20 protein-coding genes are annotated in these 20,606 nt (G+C 49.4%); 9 read left to right on the plus strand and 11 right to left on the minus strand.

Features of this window, described 5'->3' with window-relative positions; all coding sequences use genetic code 11:
- Positions 1-21 precede the first annotated feature (21 nt).
- Entirely contained in the window at positions 22-399 is a 378-nt protein-coding gene (locus tag GN278_00470) for a nuclear transport factor 2 family protein (GenBank protein ID XAT62473.1), read from the minus strand.
- 143 nt (positions 400-542) lie between these two features.
- On the minus strand, positions 543-1,022 hold the full coding sequence (locus GN278_00475) for a polyketide cyclase (GenBank protein ID XAT59435.1): 480 nt from the start codon (positions 1,020-1,022) through the stop codon (positions 543-545).
- 128 nt (positions 1,023-1,150) lie between these two features.
- Here GN278_00475 and GN278_00480 point away from each other — a divergent pair, with 128 nt between their 5' ends.
- On the plus strand, positions 1,151-2,026 hold the full coding sequence (locus GN278_00480) for a LysR family transcriptional regulator (protein XAT59436.1): 876 nt from the start codon (positions 1,151-1,153) through the stop codon (positions 2,024-2,026).
- Positions 2,027-2,216: 190 nt separating this feature from the next.
- Here the strand turns inward: GN278_00480 and GN278_00485 are convergent, their stop codons facing one another.
- Positions 2,217-2,621, minus strand: a complete 405-nt coding sequence (locus tag GN278_00485; protein ID XAT59437.1) for an Rrf2 family transcriptional regulator — start codon at positions 2,619-2,621, stop codon at positions 2,217-2,219.
- Between the two features lie 105 nt (positions 2,622-2,726).
- On the opposite strand from GN278_00485, the gene GN278_00490 reads away from it, so the two are divergent.
- Together GN278_00490 and GN278_00495 are read left to right on the plus strand one after the other, a co-directional pair.
- Positions 2,727-3,938, plus strand: a complete 1,212-nt coding sequence (locus GN278_00490) for a GTP-binding protein (protein ID XAT59438.1) — start codon at positions 2,727-2,729, stop codon at positions 3,936-3,938.
- Complete coding sequence (locus GN278_00495; GenBank protein ID XAT59439.1) at positions 3,935-4,570, plus strand: DUF1826 domain-containing protein; 636 nt, start codon at positions 3,935-3,937, stop codon at positions 4,568-4,570. The genes GN278_00490 and GN278_00495 overlap by 4 nt, the downstream gene beginning before the upstream one ends.
- 13 nt (positions 4,571-4,583) lie before the next feature.
- On the opposite strand, the gene GN278_00500 is transcribed toward GN278_00495, so the two are convergent.
- From GN278_00500 to GN278_00510, 3 genes are all read right to left on the minus strand, one after another.
- Positions 4,584-4,820: a hypothetical protein gene (locus GN278_00500; protein XAT59440.1), complete on the minus strand. Its 237-nt coding sequence runs from the start codon at positions 4,818-4,820 to the stop codon at positions 4,584-4,586.
- 95 nt (positions 4,821-4,915) lie between these two features.
- Entirely contained in the window at positions 4,916-6,283 is a 1,368-nt protein-coding gene (locus tag GN278_00505) for an MFS transporter (GenBank protein ID XAT59441.1), read from the minus strand.
- A gap of 156 nt (positions 6,284-6,439) precedes the next feature.
- Positions 6,440-7,720 carry an adenylate/guanylate cyclase domain-containing protein gene (locus GN278_00510; protein ID XAT59442.1) on the minus strand — a complete coding sequence of 427 codons (1,281 nt, stop codon included), beginning with the start codon at positions 7,718-7,720 and terminating at the stop codon, positions 6,440-6,442.
- Positions 7,721-7,962: 242 nt separating this feature from the next.
- Between GN278_00510 and GN278_00515 the strand changes: the two genes are divergently transcribed.
- Complete coding sequence (locus GN278_00515; GenBank protein XAT62474.1) at positions 7,963-8,736, plus strand: hypothetical protein; 774 nt, start codon at positions 7,963-7,965, stop codon at positions 8,734-8,736.
- Positions 8,654-9,079 (plus strand): cyclic nucleotide-binding domain-containing protein, encoded by a 426-nt coding sequence (locus GN278_00520; protein XAT59443.1) that lies wholly within the window; start codon positions 8,654-8,656, stop codon positions 9,077-9,079. The genes GN278_00515 and GN278_00520 overlap by 83 nt, the downstream gene beginning before the upstream one ends.
- 11 nt (positions 9,080-9,090) lie before the next feature.
- Here the strand turns inward: GN278_00520 and GN278_00525 are convergent, their stop codons facing one another.
- Both GN278_00525 and GN278_00530 read right to left on the minus strand, forming a co-directional pair.
- Positions 9,091-9,993 (minus strand): diacylglycerol kinase, encoded by a 903-nt coding sequence (locus GN278_00525; GenBank protein XAT59444.1) that lies wholly within the window; start codon positions 9,991-9,993, stop codon positions 9,091-9,093.
- A gap of 87 nt (positions 9,994-10,080) precedes the next feature.
- Positions 10,081-11,298, minus strand: a complete 1,218-nt coding sequence (locus GN278_00530) for an ROK family protein (GenBank protein XAT59445.1) — start codon at positions 11,296-11,298, stop codon at positions 10,081-10,083.
- Positions 11,299-11,490: 192 nt separating this feature from the next.
- Here GN278_00530 and GN278_00535 point away from each other — a divergent pair, with 192 nt between their 5' ends.
- The 4 genes from GN278_00535 (at position 11,491) to GN278_00550 (ending at position 16,426) form a co-directional block, all read left to right on the plus strand.
- Positions 11,491-12,522: a substrate-binding domain-containing protein gene (locus GN278_00535; protein ID XAT59446.1), complete on the plus strand. Its 1,032-nt coding sequence runs from the start codon at positions 11,491-11,493 to the stop codon at positions 12,520-12,522.
- Between the two features lie 208 nt (positions 12,523-12,730).
- Positions 12,731-13,951, plus strand: coding sequence for a sugar ABC transporter permease (locus GN278_00540; GenBank protein ID XAT62475.1), 1,221 nt, complete (start codon positions 12,731-12,733; stop codon positions 13,949-13,951).
- Between the two features lie 11 nt (positions 13,952-13,962).
- The gene (locus GN278_00545) at positions 13,963-14,754 is read left to right on the plus strand and encodes an ATP-binding cassette domain-containing protein (GenBank protein XAT59447.1); all 792 of its coding nucleotides are present in this window, start codon (positions 13,963-13,965) and stop codon (positions 14,752-14,754) included.
- An 85-nt stretch (positions 14,755-14,839) separates the two neighbouring features.
- Entirely contained in the window at positions 14,840-16,426 is a 1,587-nt protein-coding gene (locus GN278_00550) for a hypothetical protein (protein XAT59448.1), read from the plus strand.
- Here GN278_00550 and GN278_00555 read toward each other — a convergent pair.
- From GN278_00555 to xylB, 3 genes are all read right to left on the minus strand, one after another.
- Complete coding sequence (locus GN278_00555; GenBank protein XAT59449.1) at positions 16,420-17,730, minus strand: c-type cytochrome; 1,311 nt, start codon at positions 17,728-17,730, stop codon at positions 16,420-16,422. The two genes, GN278_00550 and GN278_00555, sit on opposite strands and share 7 nt — an antisense overlap.
- Before the next feature lie 64 nt (positions 17,731-17,794).
- Positions 17,795-19,099 carry a xylose isomerase gene (gene xylA / locus GN278_00560; GenBank protein ID XAT59450.1) on the minus strand — a complete coding sequence of 435 codons (1,305 nt, stop codon included), beginning with the start codon at positions 19,097-19,099 and terminating at the stop codon, positions 17,795-17,797.
- A complete protein-coding gene (gene xylB / locus GN278_00565) occupies positions 19,096-20,547 on the minus strand; it encodes a xylulokinase (protein XAT59451.1) in 1,452 nt (483 codons plus the stop codon). Before xylB ends, xylA begins: the two co-directional genes overlap by 4 nt.
- Between the last annotated feature and the right edge of the window lie 59 nt (positions 20,548-20,606).

Raw genomic sequence — 20,606 nt, forward strand, 5'->3', positions numbered from 1 at the left:
CAGCAATTGAGAGCCTGTTAATTACGTCCCATGGTAGGCTTGGCTTACCGCAAAGCTGTCTTCGAACCAGTTCCAAAGCACAACTTTCCCATTGCGAACTTTTGCACGCAGAGCAAAGGTAAAATCACCAATTTCTTGCCCGGATTTGGTCGTGACCCCATTCATATCACCAAATATAGCAACAGTGTCGCCTGAGGCTAAAATATCGGTGTTTTCCCACTTTGTGGTTTTGAAGTTTTCGCTGAATATCCCCAGAAAGCCAAAGATCGCCTCTTTGCCGTTCCATGGGCCAATCCATGGGATGCTTGGATCGCCTTCGTTTAACCAAACCATGTCATCGGCCATCAGGTCATCCATTTTAGCCATGTCACCGCGACCCATAGCGCCCATTAGCGCCATGACGGTATCAAGACTTGCTTGGCTTTCGTCGTCATTTGATTGAGCCGATGCTACCGTGGCAAGAGTTGCGCCGGTTGCTGCGGCGACGGATACCTTTAAAGCTTGTCGTCTATTCATTTCATTATTCCTTTCTTGATTGATGCTTAGCGGCCGGAAAGCTGCTGCAGTGCGCCTGCCCAGTCTTCAACATGGAAGGACTGCACAATCTTACCGTCAGAGATTTCATGAATATCGATGGCCATAATATCAAAGCTGCGACCTTCGCCATTTACGCCAAAGAATGGCGCAACAGGTGTGCCAGTCGCACGGCTGCGAACCGTAACAAAATCGCCGCTCTCATGAACTGATTGGATTGCCCAGTTCAGATCTGGCAAAAGCTTGGCAAAACCGCCCACTTGCCCCAAAAACGCTTCACGAGATTTGTTTTCACCCGAGTAGTCCCCAACGCTTGTCCAGTTGTCAGCGATTGCTGCGCGAAATGCAGCTGCATGGGTTTCTGACCCCGGATTACTAAGCAAATCATAGAATACTTGAACCGTATCACTGTTGTCAGCAAACGCATACGAGGCAATTGATGTGATGGCTAGTGTGGCCACAGCCAGTGTGGACTGTGTTTTTTTCATATGTGTGATCCCTCTTAATAATTACGAAGATCATGCTTTTGCGTGATCTCTGTGCGAATAAGATAGACAGGATCGAATAAAATCATAATCTGGAATTATAAGAATTAACTGTTCTGGAATTTTACATAATGATTGATCGTCTTCGTCAAATGGCCATTTTTGCAAAAACCATTAACCATGGATCATTTCGCGGTGCCGCTCGCGAATTAAAGCTCTCTCCATCGGTCGTAAGCCACCATATTTCGCAATTGGAAGAACACCTAGGCGTTGCTCTTATTTACCGTTCAACAAGAAAACTAACCCTTACTAAGGAAGGGCAAAGATTGCTAACGGCAACGCGCAATATGTTAGAGGCGGTTGAGGGTGAGTTGCAGGCCCTAACGGCCACGGCAAATGATCCTAGTGGAGAGCTGCGTCTAACGGTGCCATCCGTTTTGTCACACTCTCAGATCACAGATAAAATTGCTGCATTTTCGATTGCCCATCCGCGGATTAAGCTGCACTTAGACTTTTCTGACGCCCGACGCGCCTTGATAGATGATGGCTTTGATTTTGCAATACGCATGGGGGCAAAAGCAAAGAACTCGGCAACCTCGCGCCGGCTTTTCACAGTGAAACGAATATTGGTGGCTTCAAAGTCCTACCTTTCAACCCGTCAGAGTGTTCATAACCCAAAGATGCTGGTTAATTGGGAATGGCTTGCATTGGAGCCAGTGCAGGCAATCCCGTTAAAATTCCGCCATAAAACAGGCGAAATTGTAAACCTCAAACCAACCCCACATTTGTATACCAATGATGCCCAAGCCCTGCACCGCCTGGCTCATGCCGGCGCTGGCTTGGCTATCGTACCCGAATTTCTTGTCCAAGCGGACATTACAACAGGAAATATGGCGGTAGTTTTGCCAGAATGGACATTACCATCAATTAGCGTGTTTGCTCAGTGGCCCGCAAATGCCCCCAAACATGGGCTAATCCATCTTGCGTTGGATGCATTAACCCAATAGGGCAGCGCAACACTTATCCGGTCGCCCTAAGAATCTATCGCCGCTAATAGAATAGATGAAGAGTTTCGGCGTTGAACTAGGCTGAAACTCAAAAAAGTGATTAAAGTCGAAAAATCTTGGCCATGAGTCCAAAGATGCAAATATAGCCGCTTCGATGAAGGGTAGCTAATTGGAGAAAACGGGCCTCTTGCTACGCTCCCAAGACTTCTGAGATGGTTGTTTCGCTGAGCCGTTCAACAAAGCTTTGCTCGATTTCTTCCATCACACTTAAAACGCGGCGCTGCAAAGCATGCTCTACTGAACACGTAGGGGTGTGATTTTCATTTTCAGTTAAAATAAGGCTTTCACCTAAAGCAAGATACACATCCGCAAGGCTGATGTTCTTGGGATCACGCGCCAGCCGCCAGCCACCTGCATGACCTTTTTCTGACGTCAAAAGGCCCGCTTCGCGAAGCCGCCCCAATACGCGGCGCACGACAACCGGGTTCGTGCCTGCATGATCGGCAATCTCGGCAGATGTGCGCACACGGCCCGGATCTCCGGCCATGTGACTGAGCGTGTGCAGGGCGAGGGATAGGCGGCTGTTGCGCTTCATGTGGATTTTTTCTCCTGGCAGGCATCACATGTAACAATAGCTGTTGCATTCGTCTAGTAACAGTATAAGTTACATGACTTACTAGGCAGCCAATGGAGCTTACCCATGTCAAATACCCGTCTTCCCGTAACTGTTCTTTCAGGTTTTTTAGGAGCGGGTAAGACCACCCTTTTAAACCGGGTGCTAAATAACCGTGAGGGCCGCAAGGTCGCTGTGATCGTTAATGATATGTCCGAAGTGAATATTGATGCTGACCTTGTGCGCGCCGATACCGAGCTTAGCCGCACGGATGAAACACTGGTCGAGATGTCAAATGGCTGCATTTGCTGCACTTTGCGTGATGATTTGCTTGAAGAAGTTCGGCGCCTGGCCGCAGATGGGAGGTTTGATTATCTGTTGATTGAATCGACCGGCATTTCCGAACCCTTACCGGTGGCTGCAACCTTTGATTTTCGCGATGAAAACGGTGAAAGCCTGTCCGACGTAGCGCGGTTAGACACGATGGTCACGGTTGTGGATGCCGTAAATCTTCTTAATGACTTTTCATCGCATGACTTTCTCAGTGATCGCGGTGAGACCATGGGTGAAGAAGATGAGCGTACGTTGGTACATTTGTTGACCGATCAGATTGAATTCGCTGATGTGGTGATCCTCAACAAGGCGGACGATGCCGGAGAAAGTAAATTGGACGCAGCGCGCAAGGTCATCCGTAGCCTTAACGCCGACGCTGAGATCATCGAAACCAACCATTCCTCGGTTGCTGCCGAAAAAATCCTCGACACTGGACTTTTTGATTTTGATCAAGCGCATGAACACCCCATGTGGGCCAAAGAGCTTTATGGTTTTGCAGACCATGTTCCCGAGACCGAAGAATATGGCGTTGCCTCATACGTTTATCGGATGCGTCGGCCGTTTGTGCCTGACCGTATTCTTGAAGTTCTCAATGGTGAACTGCCAGGGGTGATCCGGGCAAAGGGCCATTTCTGGATATCGACACGGCCCGATTGGGTCGCAGAGTTTTCACTGGCAGGGGCATTATCTAGTATTAAACCGCTTGGCACCTGGTGGGCTTCAGTTCCGGAAGATAAGCGTCCAAACCACGAAAGTGCACAAGCCTATATGAAGGCCCATTGGCAAGAACCTTGGGGCGACAGACGACAAGAAATTGTTTTCATCGGCGCTGGGATCGACTGGCCGGCCCTAAAGGCGCGGCTGGACAACTGTCTCGTTCCCGCCGTTGCAGCCGCAGGGCCCGACGGCTTGCCAAATTATCCAGACCCATTTCCGATTTGGCGTCGAGCAGAGGATGCTGCATGACTTTAGTCCAAAACTCCATAAAGGGCGGGATTATAGACGTAGGAATTGTGGACGACCCGGCGTCTTTAGACCGATTTTTGCGGCCCGAATGCGCCGCTGCGATTTGGCGCCGACAAACCCCTAAAAATGTCCAAACTTGGCTGGATGGCTTGGATGCAGAGGTTTTGCCGCGCGGACGGGTCCTTTTACCATTGCAAACAGTCGCACATACCGTTGGTCATCTTTGCGATATGTCTGGCCTGCCCGCCGGACCAGAGCGTGACTGGCTTCAGCAGGATATTGTATCGCTTGCAACCATGTTTTCGGGTCTTATGGATGCAAGATTCCTAAGATTGCGGCTGGATGTTGTGACCACAAATGCCTGCCGGAAATTTCACATTGATGCAATTACTTCCCGCTTGGTTTGCACCTATAAAGGGACCGGGACGCAATACGGCACTTCAACCTACGGCAAAGATCCTAGGCGTGTATTTACGGTTCAAACCGGCTCTCCGATACTTCTCCGAGGAACACTTTGGCCTGCAAAGCCAAACTCTGGGCTATTGCATCGCTCGCCTCCAATCGAGGGAACAGGTGAAACCCGGCTCGTTTTGGTGCTCGACCCGGTAGATGATCCTATGGAAGAAGCATGAGCAGAAATTTGGGTCAGAGCAGCTTGAGACGGAGACGCCGTTCTGACAATCCTATGGTCACGTTTGACGGCCTACCCGCCCCATTGAGGCAATGGCTTTCTGAGGCGGCCATGCCTTGGTCCCCTGCATCGGCACGGCGAATTTGGTCAAAGTCTTTGGCAAGAGGGCTATCACCAGAAGATATACTTTTATCGCTGAGCCAAGCCGAAACTAGAACATTGGCGCGGGATCGACAATCTACCGTTTTCAAGATCAATTCTCAAATTTGAAAGAACCCGCAGTACTCTACCTCCGCCTCCATTGCGACGAAAGGTTATTTTAGAGGAGCAGCTTGCACCGCTTTTCTCAAAGTGAAGCGCTTTCCGCATTGGCCAGCGAGCGGCGATACACCAGCACGAGCCCCACAATCGCCAAGCCTAAAACAGCCGCAGGCAGTATAGTGATTGAGACATGCAGCGCCGAAATGGCCTCTGGCAGCTGATCAATTTTGCCCTCAGTGGTTTCCTGCCAGCCATAGCTTCCAAGAATAGCCCCCAAAATCAGAGGCGCCAATGCATTTGCGGCCTTTTGACCAAAAAGCCATATAGCACTAAACGCGCCTTCGATGGCTTCGCCCGTGGCCTTGCGGGTGACATCCATCAAATCGGGGTACATCGCCCAAGGGATCTGCTGATAAGCGCCGTTGGTCATGCCAGCCAAAACAAACATTCCGGCCATTGCCGTGACATTCACCGATGGCATCATGGTATAAAGCGCGAAAAGCAAAACGATATAAAGCCCCAAACCCAAAACCAAGGCGCCAAGCTTGCCAAGACGCGCGGAAATCCACACCCAGACCGCTTGGCTTAGGATCGAGCCAAGCACAAAACAAGCAAACATGAGCGACAGAACCGTCAAAGCATTTGCCGCGCCGGATAGCATCGTATCGCCGCTGTCCATAATCAGGTAGAGCGCCGCAAACGGCAGCCCGGCCGTGATCAAAGCAATGGCCATGGTCATCACACCATAGAGCACCACTAAAACCATAAAGGGTGCATTGCTAAACACCATATTTGCCATCGTCCAAAAACTTTGTGTGCTTGGGGTTTGCACCCGTGGGGCTTTACGCGTGGCCCAGATGGATAGCCAAATTGCAAGTATAATGACGGGGGCCACCATGATAGCCGCTTGCAGATGCCCTTCGCGGGTGCCGCCTGCCAACAGTGGAATAATCGCGCCGCCCAGTAAAATGCCGATACTGGCAAAGGCCATGCGGTATCCGGTCATTGCCGAGCGTTCTTGCGGGTTTTGCGTGATTTCCCCGGCCATGGCGCCATAGGGAATTGCAACCATCGTAAACCCGACAGTGGCCAGCACGAAAAACGCGGTTACCCACAGCAAATTACCAGTTGTTGAAAGCCCCAGTGGAACACCAAAAAGACCGACCGTTCCGCCTGCTAGCACCACGGCCCCAAGCGCCATCCAAGGTGCGCGCCGTCCCCAGCGTGTTTTGGTGCGATCCGATAGATAGCCAATAAGAGGATCTGTCACCATATCGAAGATCAGCACCAAGGTTGTCACCGCGCCCGCAATTTGAACTGGCACCCCAAGATAGGTGGTCAAAAACGCCATCACCAAAAGCTGCTTCACGATCACAAAGACCACGATGCCCATATCGGCAAGGCCCCAGCCTGCCTTTTGGCCAAACGAAAGCCGAGGTTGCAATTGGGTCATCTTGTTCCTCCTGTTATCTTGCTTTGCGGCTTTCACTGACCAAGGTTATGCACCTTAAGCCGCCGCTCGCTTTTGGAAGGCTGTATCGCATTAACAGCGCCTAAAAGCAAAACTGCATTGCTGGTCCTTCGCAATATGACCAAAGGTAATTTTCTTCTAGCCGGAAAGCTTCTTGGAAAACTCTTGTTCTAATTCGCGCAGCTCTCGAATGACAGCAACAATATCGGATGATTTTTTGATATAAAGCTCAAGTGAGTCGCTTTGGTGCACCAGACCTGTTTCAAGCTCTTCGTCAATATCTTGTAACGCAATGCCTTTATAAACGGGGACTGGTTTAGAAAAGCCTTTGATGTTGAAGTCATCAAAAAATTCGCTCTTCACCTTATCGCTTAATATATTCGCTGTGGCTTGGGTCATTAAAACTCCGCCTAAAGGACAAATGGCTTCGAGCCGCGCTGCCATATTAACCGGACTGCCAAGTGCTGTGTAATCAAGACGTTGGTTTGAGCCAAAATTACCAACCGTGCAATATCCTGTGGCAATTCCCATTCTTACATTCAATCCGCCTGGAATACCCTTTTTGGACTGCCAAACCCGGCTTATGGATTTAATTTTTTCCTGCATTTCGAAAGCCATTTTCAAACAACGTAATGCGTCCACTTCTTCACCACTGCTATCGGGATCGCCAAAGAACACCATAATCGCATCGCCAATGAATTTATCTATGGTGCCGCCATTGTTAATTGCAATCTCGGTCATATCGGAAAGATAAGTATTGATTAATTCAGCCAGTCGTTCTGGTTCAAGCGTATCAGATAAATCCGTAAAGCTTGCGATATCTGAGAAAAACACAGTCAAGTTTTTCCGTTTATAAGTTTGGCCATCAATGATTTTATCGGAAAAGATGCTTTGATACACTTGCGGTGACAGGTATTTGGCCAGCCGGTTGGCGATGGTTTCCAGCTTTTCGCTTTTTTCGGTAAGAAGAGTGTTTGATTCTTTGTTTTCTTCCAAAAGCTGTTGATTTTGCGCATGAAGTTCATACTCGGCGGTTCGATCGATCAGCTGGCCTTGTACCCCGTTTAAATAGGAAAAGGTTTCATTTTTGGTATATGTCGACAGCAGCGAATATGTTTTCATCTTACCTTGGACTGTGATTTTTAGATCGGGAATTTGAACCCGATTTTCTTTGGTCAAGGTTCTGCTAAACTCATCAACGCGTTCTTGTGGAAGTCCAAGCTTATCCAAAAGGAAAAGCATGTTTAATCCTTCAAACTTTTTAATACTTGGAAACAAAGCTTGGAAGTTTCTATTCGCGCGTATTATGTTTAAATCGCGATCTGCAAAATAAGCGGCGGTAATTGAATTTTCAAAATTGAAAAAGCTAACTTCAAAAACAGCTTCGTTTTGAAGCATATCCTGCAATTTAAGTGTCATTTAATACCACCTTTTAAACTCCAAAATATTTACCAGACGCAGGTTTTAAAACCCAGAAAATACTCTGAATTACTTTAAACCCACCCACAAACTTAATCTAGTATTCAAGCTAATCAAATCCCTATGACGACCGTATAAACAGCTTGAATGACAAGTTAAAAAGAAAAAGATCAACATTTTGATCCAAATGTGGCATAGAGAGACCACTGGCAATAAAGATTGGACAGAGTTTGCTTATAAGAATGCACGGCACGCGGGGGTCGATCCCGCAACCTTCGCAGACGGAAAAATACGGCGGCAATACGTCGTGTTATGAAGTTTTATTGGACGGTTTTCAGATTGTTTTTGACACAGGAACTGGTTTCCAAAATGTAAAACTGGATCTGGAAAGAGAATCTTTTGTTCTTTACAGTCATTTTCATCATGATCACCTTCAAGGGCTACCATTTAACTCAAGCGTGTTTTCGCATAATGAACCCATCTATCTGTCCAGTGCGTTGGTGAACCGCAATGTTTTGCGTAATATGATCCAGACATATTTTTCAGGCGGTTATTTTCCTGTCGATATCGTCACGGTTCTCAAGCAATTGAAGTTCATGAACGTGTCGACAATTCAACGAAAACTTGCCCCCGAAATCGAACTTGATGTGATAGAGCTTAATCACCCCGGGGGAAGCATGGGCTATTCGCTCAAAACGAAAAATGGTAAGTTTTCATACCTTTTGGATAATGAATATCAAGAGAGCCAGTTAGAGCCTTTGCTCGACTTTGTAAAAGGCTCTGATCTTGTTATTTGGGATGGAATGTTTACTGAAGAAGAGCTCAAAACCAAAGTCGGCTGGGGCCATTCATCCATTGAGCAAGCCTGCACATTTGCAGATGCTGCAGATATTGGGCACCTGTCAATAAGCCACCATAATCCGCCGAGAAGCGATGCTGAGTTTGACAGTATTGCAGCTACACTTTCCTCATCAAAAGTCAGCTTTGCGATCCAAGGCAATGAGGTCCGCATTTGAAATGAAAAGACTAAATTTAGAGCCCAATAAGTTTATTTTTCGAAAGGGCGATGCGGCAAACGGCGTTTATTTGGTTATCTCGGGTCAAGTGGGAATTTTCCTGCCCAGCAATGCCACAAAAGAGCCTGATTTTCTTGTTCGGGAAAACGAGTTATTCGGCGAAATGGGCGTTGTAAGCGAGCAATCCAGAATGGCGAATGCCGCCACGGTGACCGACTGTGATCTTTTGTTCGTCTCGCGTGATGAATTCGAGAAAATGCTGGACGACTCCCACATTGTAGTGAAGGGCATTCTGCGCATTCTATCAGAACGCTTAAGAACGGCGCAGATGCCGAAAAAGTAATCGAGCTAGAGCTAACGCGGCACTTTGACCGCTGGAACTATCTTTAGATACTGCGCAATGGCGTTACGGTCTTCTGGCGTTAATTGGGCTAGGTTTTCGACCACCAAAGCCATATGTCCGCCGACCATATCAAACTCGGGTGTGAATCCTGACAGCAGATACTCGGATATTTCTTCGGTGCTCCAATCCAGTGATGCGGGTGTGATATTCGGTATCCGGCCCGTGCCTGCTGGGTTTTTTGCCCCTGCAAGCCATTTTGCATGTTTAAGCCCGCCCAGCGCGTTTCGCGGCGTATGGCATTCGCCGCAATGGCCGAGCGCCTCTACCAAGTAGCGACCTTTTTGTTCAATCGGGTTTAGATCGCCCATTATAGCCCAATTACGCGCCATAAACATCCGCTTCCAAAGACCTAAATTTCGGCGGATACCCAATATTAACGGCAGATCATGCGATATGTTTTTGGTGTCAGCAGTTGGCAAGCTCTGCCAATATGCCCACAAATCGACAATATCCTGATCACGCATATGTTGGTAGGCTGCATAAGGAAAAACAGGAAAATAATGGGTGCCGTCGGGGGACACCCCTTGGCGCACAGCGCGTTCAAAGTCTGTCAAAGACCAGCCACCAATGCCGTAATTGACTGACATGGAAATATTTGGTGCATAAAACTTGCCAAATGGGGTTTTAAATTGTTGTCCACCAGACAGAGCTAACTTTTCGTCTTGGCTCGCATTGGGGGCAGCGTGGCAGCTGCCGCAACCGGCGGCTAAATATACAGTCCGCCCGTTATTTGTGTTGGAGGCCAATGCCTCAAGTTGATAGAGTCTAGCTGATCCAGGCGCGGATAAAGCAAGGTATAGCGCGGTAGAAAATACCGCTATTGCAAGACCCAAATAGGTGATTTTGGCAATCATTTCGACTTCAACCCTATGATTTTTATAGAGTAGAATCTTTCTGGGGATCAGGCAACATCGCGGTACATTTGCGTCCAAACCCTTTAGTTAGGCTGACCGCGCCCTTTCAATCTGCCGCGTCGCTACATATTCGCTATCAAAAGCGGCCAAGCTTACCATTGCATTGCTGGAAAATACCAAACCGGGTTCGTCTGTTTCCACCGAGATGGTAGGCATATGGCTTACTCGGATGCGCAGGTTTTTTTCGAAATGGCCGTTGAAATGATCCTTCATAAGATCAAAATAGGCTACTCCGGGGCCAGTGATGGTGATGGCCATCGGTCCATGGATTGTCATCAATCGCGACAGACCGATCGCCAGTACATCCGCCGCCTGCCGGAAGGCAAATCTTATGCGCTGATCGCCGGCGCGGGCATCAGCTGCCAATTGGTCCATCTGCTCTTTTGGAATAAACTTGGCCGGAATATGATCTGTTGGTGCATCATAGGCAGCGCGCAGAATACCATAAAACCCGGCATAAGACTCGATGCAGCCCAAAGAGCCGCAGCGGCACAGAGGCCCATCTTCCATATGAACCATATGTCCGAAAGGCGGTGCATGATAGCTAACCTCTTCGCGGCTGGTCCGGCTGGCAATGCCCAACCCGATACTATCGCCCAGCGATAGCACAGCGTGCTGTTTTGCAAACGGGCCTGCTGCCTGCAGTTTTGCATGGGCGGAAAACCCGGTTTGATTATTGATCTTAACCCGATCAGGCCACTCTTTGAAAAGCTCTGCAAAGTCAATTTGGCTGTCACCAAAAACCGGTGACCAAAGCAGTTTTGTACCGCCGCCGCCAACCAGACCTTTGGTGGCAATCGAAATATGGGCGATCTCAGATGGATGCAATTCCGAGCGCTCTGCAAGCCGGAATAAATCATGGCGCACCTGATCGCCAAAAGCGGCGGCGTCTGTTGCGCTGTTCGACCTTGCCACCTGAAACCGATCAAGAAGGACATTGCTATAGCTTATAAGTGAATATTCCACTTCGCTGGATGAGATATGAATAAAAGCCAATCGTGCGAAACCGGGGTTCAGCGCAAGCAGAACGCGCGGTCTTCCACGCCCTTTCGTAGGGGGCTTTTCTTCTTTGCGAATCGCGCCTTCTTCAAACAATTCGGTGGTAATGACCGAAACTGTTCCAGAGGCTAGCGTGGAATCTTCGGCGATTTCTGTATGTGAACTTGGCCCAAGACGCCGCAGGCTTTGCAGCACAAGCGCTCTGTTGTAATGGCGTAAGCCTTCGGTTGTGTTCTTATTTTTCATAATATCGCACTTATGCAACTCCTTGTTTTTAACCCTAAACAGTAATTATTTTTAATCCAGTAAAATTTTTTTCGAGAGTCGAATTGACATCAATTAATTTTCATGTTTATTTTTCTCGACTGTCGTGAAAAATGACGGTTTTTCCAACATCGATCACTCAGATCGTTGTTTTTCGTTTTGTGGGAGGATCACATGAATAAATTTTTTAGCGTGGCTGCGGCCGCGTCCGTAGCCGTATGTGCCATGTCATCAGTAACTTTCGCCGAAGGCAAAGTGATTGGCGTGTCTTGGTCAAACTTTCAAGAAGAGCGTTGGAAAACTGACGAAGCAGCCATGAAGGCCGCTATCGAAGCCAACGGGGACAAATATATTTCCGCTGATGCTCAGTTGTCTGCTTCAAAGCAGCTGACTGACGTTGAAAGCTTAATCGCCCAAGGCGCAGATGCTCTGGTTATCTTGTCCGTTGATAGCGGTTCTGTTGGCGCGGCTGTTGACGCAGCAGCGGCAGAAGGTATCCCTGTTCTTGGTTATGACCGTCTGATCGAAGACAACCGCGCATTTTACCTGACGTTTGACAACAAAGAAGTTGGTCGGGTTATCGCACGGTCTATCAAGGCAGCTGTTCCAAGCGGTAACTATGCCATCATCAAAGGCGACAAGGGCGATCCCAACGCGCATTTCCTGCTGGAAGGCATGATGGATGTGATCGGCGCTGATGTTGAAGCCGGCACAATCAAAATCGTTGGTGAAGCGTTCACTGACGGCTGGAAGCCAGACAATGCTCAGAAAAACATGGAGCAAATTCTGACAGCCAATGACAACAATGTTGATGCGGTTATGTCCGAAAATGACGGCATGGCGGGCGGTGCAATCGCTGCGTTGCAAGCACAAGGCATGAACATTCCAGTATCAGGTCAAGATGGCGATCACGCTGCTCTTAACCGGGTTGCACGCGGAACTCAGAACACTTCAGTTTGGAAAGATGCGCGTCAGCTGGGTGCAGCTGCTGGTGATATCGCTGCTGCATTGGCCGACGGAGTTGCAATGTCTGCTATCGAAGGTGCGGTTAAATGGTCTGGTGGCGCCAAAGGCGTTGAAATGGATGCTATCTTCTTGGCACCTACACCGATTGATAAAACCAACATCAACATTGTGATTGAAGCTGGCCATATCGCAAAAGCAAAGGTTTGCGAAGGCGCAATGGACGGTGTTAACGGCTGCTAAGCCAACCAACACAATAAGGGCGTGCCGAAACATTGATCTCGGCACGCCTGTTTTGTAATGATAACTGCCTGAGACATTTATATTTTCTCTTAGGGTGGAGAACGACGTGACAGAAGAGAACCCGCAGCACGGTGCTGCAAAAGTGGAAAATGAAGGGGCCTTTGTTCGGTTCCTCCGCGCCACAGAAATTGATGCCCGACTTTTAGGAATGATCGCCGCCTTGGTCCTGATTTGGGTCGGATTTCATGTTTATGGCCAAATGGTCAATGGTTTTGGGGCTTTCCTAACACCTAGAAACCTTTGGAACCTTTCGGTACAAACAGCATCAATTGGTGTGATGGCCACGGGTATGGTGTTGGTCATTGTGACCCGTCACATTGACTTATCTGTCGGTTCGATCCTCGGTTTTACAGCGATGGCAATGGCCATCATTCAGGTTTGGATACTCCCTCAGTTTCTTGGTCTTGGGCATCCGTTGATTTGGGTCATAACGGTTATCCTTGGTCTTATTATCGGCACCGCCATTGGCGCTTTTCATGGCTACTTGGTTGCTTACCTTAGTATACCAGCCTTCATTGTGACTTTGGGCGGCTTGCTAGTCTGGCGTGGTGCTGCATTTCTTTTGGCGCGCGGCGAAACAATTTCACCGGTTGATGCGACCTTCAAATACCTTGGCGGCGGACCTTATGGTTCTATCGGTGCCACTGGAAGTTGGATTGTAGGCTTACTGGGATGTATCGCAGCCATCGTGATGATCTTTTCTGGCCGCGCCCAACGCAAGCGGTTTCGCTTTCCTTTACGCCCGGTTTGGGCCGAGGTATTTTTGGGTATCGTGTCCTGCGGTGGCATTATCGCTTTTGTCCTATTGGTCAACTCTTACCCGTGGCCCAAAGGCATCGTGAAGCAATATGTCAAAGCGAATAATATCGATACTCCGGTTGGTGAAATTTTCATCAGCCATGGCTTTGCCATTCCGGTTCTGATTTTAATCGCAGTTGGTGTCGCCATGACGTTTTTGACCACGCGCACCCGATTTGGCCGCTATGTCTTTGCCATTGGGGGCAATCCCGAGGCTGCCAATTTGGCAGGCATCAACACCCGCTGGGTCACAGTAAAGATTTTTGCTCTTATGGGCATGCTATGCGCGCTATCTGCTGTGATCTCTTCTGCGCGGCTTAACTCTGCAACCAACAATCTGGGCACTTTAGACGAGCTATACGTCATTGCAGCCGCTGTGATCGGGGGAACATCCTTTGCTGGCGGTATCGGAACGATCTATGGCGCTATTCTTGGCGCTCTCGTAATGCAAAGCCTTCAAACTGGTATGGTTTTGATCGGCTTTGATGCCGCCATTCAACAAATCGTGGTGGGCACCGTTCTGGTGGTCGCCGTTTGGATCGACACCGTTTACCGGCGCCGCGCCAAATAAGGAGTGAAAAGATGAGTTCTGAAAAATCAGGCACACCGCTCGTTCAAATCAAAGATCTGTCTATTGCCTTTGGTGGCATCAAGGCCGTCGACAAAGCATCTGTTGATCTTCACCCAGGTGAAGTGGTGGCCATTTTGGGCCACAACGGAGCCGGAAAATCCACCCTTATCAAAGTTCTGTCTGGGGCATACAAACGTGATGAAGGCCAGATTTTTGTGAACGGCGAAGAGGCTCATATTAATAATCCGCGTGATGCTAAAAAATACGGTATTGAAACCATTTACCAAACACTTGCGGTTGCTGATAATGTAGATGCTGCGGCCAACTTGTATCTTGGTCGCGAAATACTGACCAACTATGGCACCCTTGACGATGCTGCAATGGAATCCGAAGCCCGCAAGGTTATGGGGCGTTTGAACCCAAACTTTCAGCGCTTTAAAGAACCCGTGAGCAAATTATCGGGCGGGCAACGCCAGTCCGTCGCAATTGCGCGAGCGATACTGTTCAATGCGCGCATTTTAATCATGGACGAGCCAACTGCTGCTTTAGGCCCGCAAGAAACTGATCAGGTTAGCGATTTAATCCAACAGCTCAAACAAGAAGGCATAGGAATATTCCTGATTAGTCATGATATTCACGATGTGTTTGATCTTGCTGACCGAGTGGCCGTTATGAAAAACGGGCAAATGGTTGGCTATGCCAAAACCGAAGACGTGACCAAAGATGAAGTTTTGGGAATGATTATCATGGGAAAATGTCCCGCCGGCGCAACACCGGGGCCGGGGGCTATGCAGGAAAGCTAGCAGACATGAATGGGATCGGTTTGCCAAGTTAAATTGCGCCTATGGCCTTGCCCCGGCAAGTGGCGGAAAAGGAAAAGGCACTGGCATGTCCATTGATTATAAAAACATAGGGTTTATTGCCGGTATTGCAATATGCGCTCTTTCGGCGACCACAGCACCGGTTGGCGCAGCCCAAACCCATCCTAGTTTCGCCCCCGTTGTGATGCCGCCCCATGTCTATGATGGCGGGTGGGAGTTTTTCGTCGGTGGAGGGATGGCAGTTTTTGACTGCGATCAAGATGGTCTTCCCGATATTTTTATTGCGGGCGGCGAAGCGCCATCGGCGTTTTTGCGTAACCGCTCACAGCGTGGCGGCGAGATAAAATTCACCAAACAAACACCCCAAGAGCTTTCTTTGGATAATGTGACCGGCGCCTATCCTTTGGACATTGATGGTGATGGGCTTTTGGACTTGGCCGTTTTGCGTGTGGGTGCCAATATGATCTTTAAGGGCGCTGAAAACTGCCAATTTTCTCCTCTTACAGGTTTCAACGATGATTATGTTTCCGGATGGACAACGTCTTTTTCCGCAACATGGGAAACAGGACAGTCTTTGCCAACTTTGGCATTTGGCAACTATGTCGACCGAAACCATCCTGAAGGTCCCTTTGGAACCTGCGATAAAAACTTTCTCTATCGACCGTATGGCGATGTTTATACAGAAGCTTCTGCGCTTGATCCGGGCTATTGTCCACTTTCGATGCTGTTTACGGACTGGGGCCGTCACGGGCGCGCCGATCTAAGGATTAGCAATGACCGGCATTATTATCTTCAGGCCGGTGAAGAACAAATGTGGAAGATGATAGGCGAGCCTCAACTCTACTCTGCCGAAGAAGGATGGCAAACCCACAAGCTATGGGGCATGGGAATTGCGTCCCGTGATATTACGGGTGATGGTTTCCCTGAGGTCTATCTCACCTCGATGGGCGATCAACGGCTTCAGCTTTTAGACAAAGATCAAGATGGGCCATTTTACCGTGATGCAACCTACAGCCGCGGCACCACAGCCCACCGCCCCTATACAGGCGGTGATGGACGCCCATCAACAGGTTGGCACGTGGATTTTGGTGATGTGCAAAATGATGGACTGGACGATATTTTTGTTACTAAAGGCAACGTGCAGCAAATGCCGGGTAGCGCTATGGATGACCCGAATAACCTAATGATGCAACAGCTTGATGGCACGTTTCAGGAAGTCGGAAACAGCGCAGGAATAGCCTCCATGCACCGCAGTCGTGGCGGTGCTATGGTGGACTTTAATCTAGATGGTCTTTTGGACATTGCGGTTGTCAATCGACAGGCAGATTTTGAGGTCTATCAAAATGTTACCGTCAAAACAGGCAACTGGGTTGCAATAAAGCTTCAACAAGAACGCCCAAACCGCGACGCTATCGGCGCCTGGATTGAACTTATGGTCGGATCGCAAAAGGTTTCTCGTGAACTGACTGTCGGGGGCGGTCATGCCGGAGGAAAAATAGGACCGGAACATTTTGGGCTCGGATCCTTTGAAACGGCAAAAATGCGGGTCATTTGGCCTGATCAAACCCACTCAAACTGGGTTGAAGTAAAGGCAGGTTCAACCGTTCTGGCCCTCAGAAACGGGCTAGAAGGCCTTACCTTTACGGATTATTGATCCATGGGCAGTCCGCTTGGCACCTGCTTTGGTACGCCAAGCCGACCCGTGAGGCTATCCTTATCCGAGAGCGTTTCTAGAAATGCTATGATCTGATCTACTTCTGACGGAGCAAGCTTTAAGGGCTGCAATTCATTTGCGGCTGCAATGGCTGCAAGTTCCTGCGGGTCGGACATCACTCTGAAGTCTTTGCTGTTTGGTAGATCTGGCAAAATAAGCTGTGATCTGTCGTAGTTTTGCAAAGCCTTTTGAGGATCAAGGTGATGTTCGATGACAGCTTTCAACGTCGCATAGGCGCCAGAATGCCCATAGGGCGCGGTTTCGGCAACATTGCGCAAAGACGGAGTGCGGAACTTATAGGCGTCTTCGGGATTGCCAGTCACGCGCATCCTGCCTTCATCGCGGGCATGGCTTTCGAAACGGGCAGCTTTGCCCGGGCCAATCTGCGGCATTGCAATGGCATGAAAGCCATGGTCGGTTTGAAACTGTCCCGCATGGCAGGTGCTGCATTCGGCTTTGCCATAAAACAGCTCCATCCCTGCTTGTGAATCAAGCGGCAAGGCTGTGCCCTCGCGGAGATAAAGGTCAAACAGGCTTTTATCTGCGCGCCATTCAAAGGCGATAAACTCTGCGATTACATCCGAAATATCGGTGAAAGTAACTTTGTGTCCCACGCCATGGATATTTTCAAACGCCTTATTGTATTCTGGGATCGCAGAAACCCGCACAGAGATTATTGACCATGCACCGCCATCATAGGTTAAAAACCCACGGCGGACGGCCTGAGCTACTTCATTTTCACTGTAGTGACCGGCCATTTCATCCGGTGACAGCACTGGAAACATGGATTGAGCCGATAGAACCGATGCAAAACCTTCAACCATTTCGCGCCCCAAAGGGGTTCGAATCCCCGAAGGCCTTGTTGGATCAGCCTCTAAGCGACCGTCATGAAACATTGTGTCAAATTCGACAGCACCAAGGTTAAAAAGCCCCGGTGAGTGTCTTGGAACACGCTGCTCAGGAAGGTTGCTTGGATCAATTTTCCGGTCTGGTCCAAGACCATGTGCGCCATCGCCCAAGCCCAAAGAAAGACCATCAGATGTGGCGTGCTTTGGGTGGTGGCAGGTGGCGCAGGCCACGGATTTGTTCCCGCTTAGGATTGGATCATAAAACAAAAGCTGCCCAAGCTGCACTTGATCCATATCGAGCGGCGCATAAACAGCGTCTGCCTGTGGCAAAGATTGGGCAAAAGCCACTTTGGATCCAATTAAAAGGACAAAAGCAACCCGCAATATTTTTAACATCTTCTGTCGTTTTCCCTGTGGCTCTTCACGGTGGTCATGCTGGCTTCAGCGGCACATTTACGCGCTATACAAAGCGGTTCACGTAGTTCTCCAAAATCTCTTGTTGGCCAGAGCGCGGGGATGGGGTGACATCACGGTCAAGCACATCTTTCGCAATACTTGAAAGGTCGCTTTCAAGCATTGCTTGCGCGCCAGTCCCATTCCAGCCTTCGTATCGTTCGTTAAGTGCTTTCTCTAGGCCACCGTCTTCCAGCATAGCGGCAGCGGCTTTAAGGCCACGTGCACAGATATCCATCCCGCCAATATGGGCCGCAAGTAAATCCTTTGCATCCAAGGACTGCCGGCGCAATTTGGCGTCAAAGTTCGTCCCGCCAGAGGTAAATCCCCCATCCTGTAAAATGTGATAATAGGCCAAGGCGACCTCGGGCACATTGTTTGGAAACTGATCTGTGTCCCAACCCGATTGATAATCATTACGGTTCATATCAATCGACCCCAGAACCCCCAAAGATGCGGCGGTTGCAATTTCATGTTCAAATGAATGACCGGCCAAAATTGCATGGCCTTGTTCGATGTTGAGCTTGACCTCTTTTTCAAGCCCGTATTTCTGCAAGAAACCAAAACAGGTGGCCACATCATAGTCGTATTGATGTTTTGACGGCTCTTGCGGTTTTGGTTCGACCAAAATCTGCCCCTTGAAGCCAATTTTATGTTTGTAATCCACAACCATGGATAAGAACCGTCCCATATGATCAAGCTCACGGCCCATATCTGTATTGAGCAAGGTCTCATACCCCTCGCGCCCGCCCCATAAGACATAGTTTTCGCCGCCCAGTTTATGGGTGGCATCAAGACAGCTTTTGACTGTGGCGGCGGCAAAGGCAAATACATCGGGATCGGGATTGGTTGAAGCCCCCGACATCCAGCGGCGATGGGTGAACATATTGGCCGTTCCCCACAGAAGTTTCGTGCCGGTTTGCTGCATTTTTTCACCAAAGTAATCGGTGATTTCATTCAGTGTGCTCAAGTTGGTTTCAAACCGTCCGGTTTCCGGGCGCACATCCGCATCGTGCCAGCAGAAATAGGGCACATTCAGCCGCTCGAACATTTCAAACGCCACATCGGCTTTAATCTTGGCGCGCTCCATTGTGTCCTGCGGATGCCAAGGCCGCTCAAAGGTCTGTCCTCCGAAAGGATCGCCGCCCTCCCAAGCGAAAGAATGCCAGTAGGCAACCGCAAACCTGAGATGGTCTTCAAGCCGTTTGCCAAGCACAAGCTCATCAGGGTTGTAATGATGAAAGGCCATCGGGTTCCGGCTTTCTGGACCTTCATAGGTGATTTTTTCGATATCTTGGAAAAACTGTGTCATGGCAGGGCCTTTATTACTGGATAAGCTTTGCGGTAGCGATCGTATGCAGCGTCATAATCTGCCCTTAAATCCGCACGTGGGCAAATGGTTTTTGCGATTTTTGGCGGTGTCATAATGGCCTCGGGTTGGACGCCTGTCGCCCCGACAATGGCCAGACGCGCTGCACCGAGCGCCGCGCCAAACTCGCCTTTTTCAGGAACATCAAGGGGCAAATCCAGAACCGTTGCGACCAGTTCGAGCCAATAGGGCGATTGTGACCCACCGCCGATTGCAAGCGCTTTGTTTAAAGAAGTTCCGGTTGATTTTAAGGCTTCAAGGCTATCGCGCAGGGCAAAGCTAACCCCCTCCATCACCGCTTGTGTCAGATCATTTCGTGAAGCACTTATGTCAATATTTAGAAACGCACCACGCACCTTGCTATCATTATGTGGAGTACGCTCGCCCGATAGATAGGGCAGAAATTGCATTGCATTGGGCCCGCTAATACGATCACCCAGCGCGTTTGACAGCGCTGCCGCATCATCCCCCAAATTACGTGCGAGCCAATTTAAGCTGTCGGTGGCGGCAAGAATAACGCCCATCTGATACCACTTGCCCGGAACAGCATGACAAAAGGTATGCACAGCGGATGCGGGTAGTGGGGAATAACTGTCTTTGGCCGCCAAAAGCACACCTGATGTGCCAAGTGACACAAAAGCATCGCCTTCCTTCAATGCGCCCACGCCGCAGGCCGCAACCGCATTATCTCCACCGCCGGCCACGACGATAACTTTTTGGGAAACACCCCATTTTTCGGCCAAGTCCGACGTTATAGTGCCGATGGGCTCACAGCCTTCAACCAAACGTGGCATCTGATCTTCTCGCATGCCAGAGCGTGATAACAGGTCATCGGACCATCCACGGGCTCCTAAATCGAGCCATGATGTCCCCGCACTATCGGACATATCCGACGCATGTTCACCTGTAAGCCAGAAATTCAGGTAATCTTTGGGCAGCAAGACTTTAGCAATCTGTGCAAAAATCTCCGGCTCATGTTCGGCCAGCCACATGACCTTTGGCGCTGTGAAGCCGGGAAAGACAATGTTTCCTGAAACAGAGCGAAAGCTGGGTATGGCATCAAGCTGCTGGGCTTCTTTATACGCTCTTGTGTCATTCCAAAGCATACAAGGCCGCAGCACTTGTCCCGTCTGATCCAGCAGGGTCGCACCGTGCATGTGGCCGGAGACACCAATCGCTTTAAGCTCTGAAAATGCAGCTGGAACCTGCGCGCGCAGAGTTTCGACGGCCCTATCACAGGCCACTGTCCAATCTAATGGGTCTTGTTCGCTCCAACCTGCGTTTGGATGCTGAACAGAATAGGATGCTTCGGAAGTTCCGATAATTGCACCTTGATCGTCCACCAGTAATGCACGCAGACCCGAGGTTCCCAGATCTAGTCCTAAATACATCTTTCCTCCGCTTCACTGCCGGATCATCAGTGTTTTATTTCGAGAGTCAAATTATTTTT

Source organism: Rhodobacteraceae bacterium Araon29 (assembly GCA_039640505.1).
Lineage (GTDB): Bacteria > Pseudomonadota > Alphaproteobacteria > Rhodobacterales > Rhodobacteraceae > CABZJG01.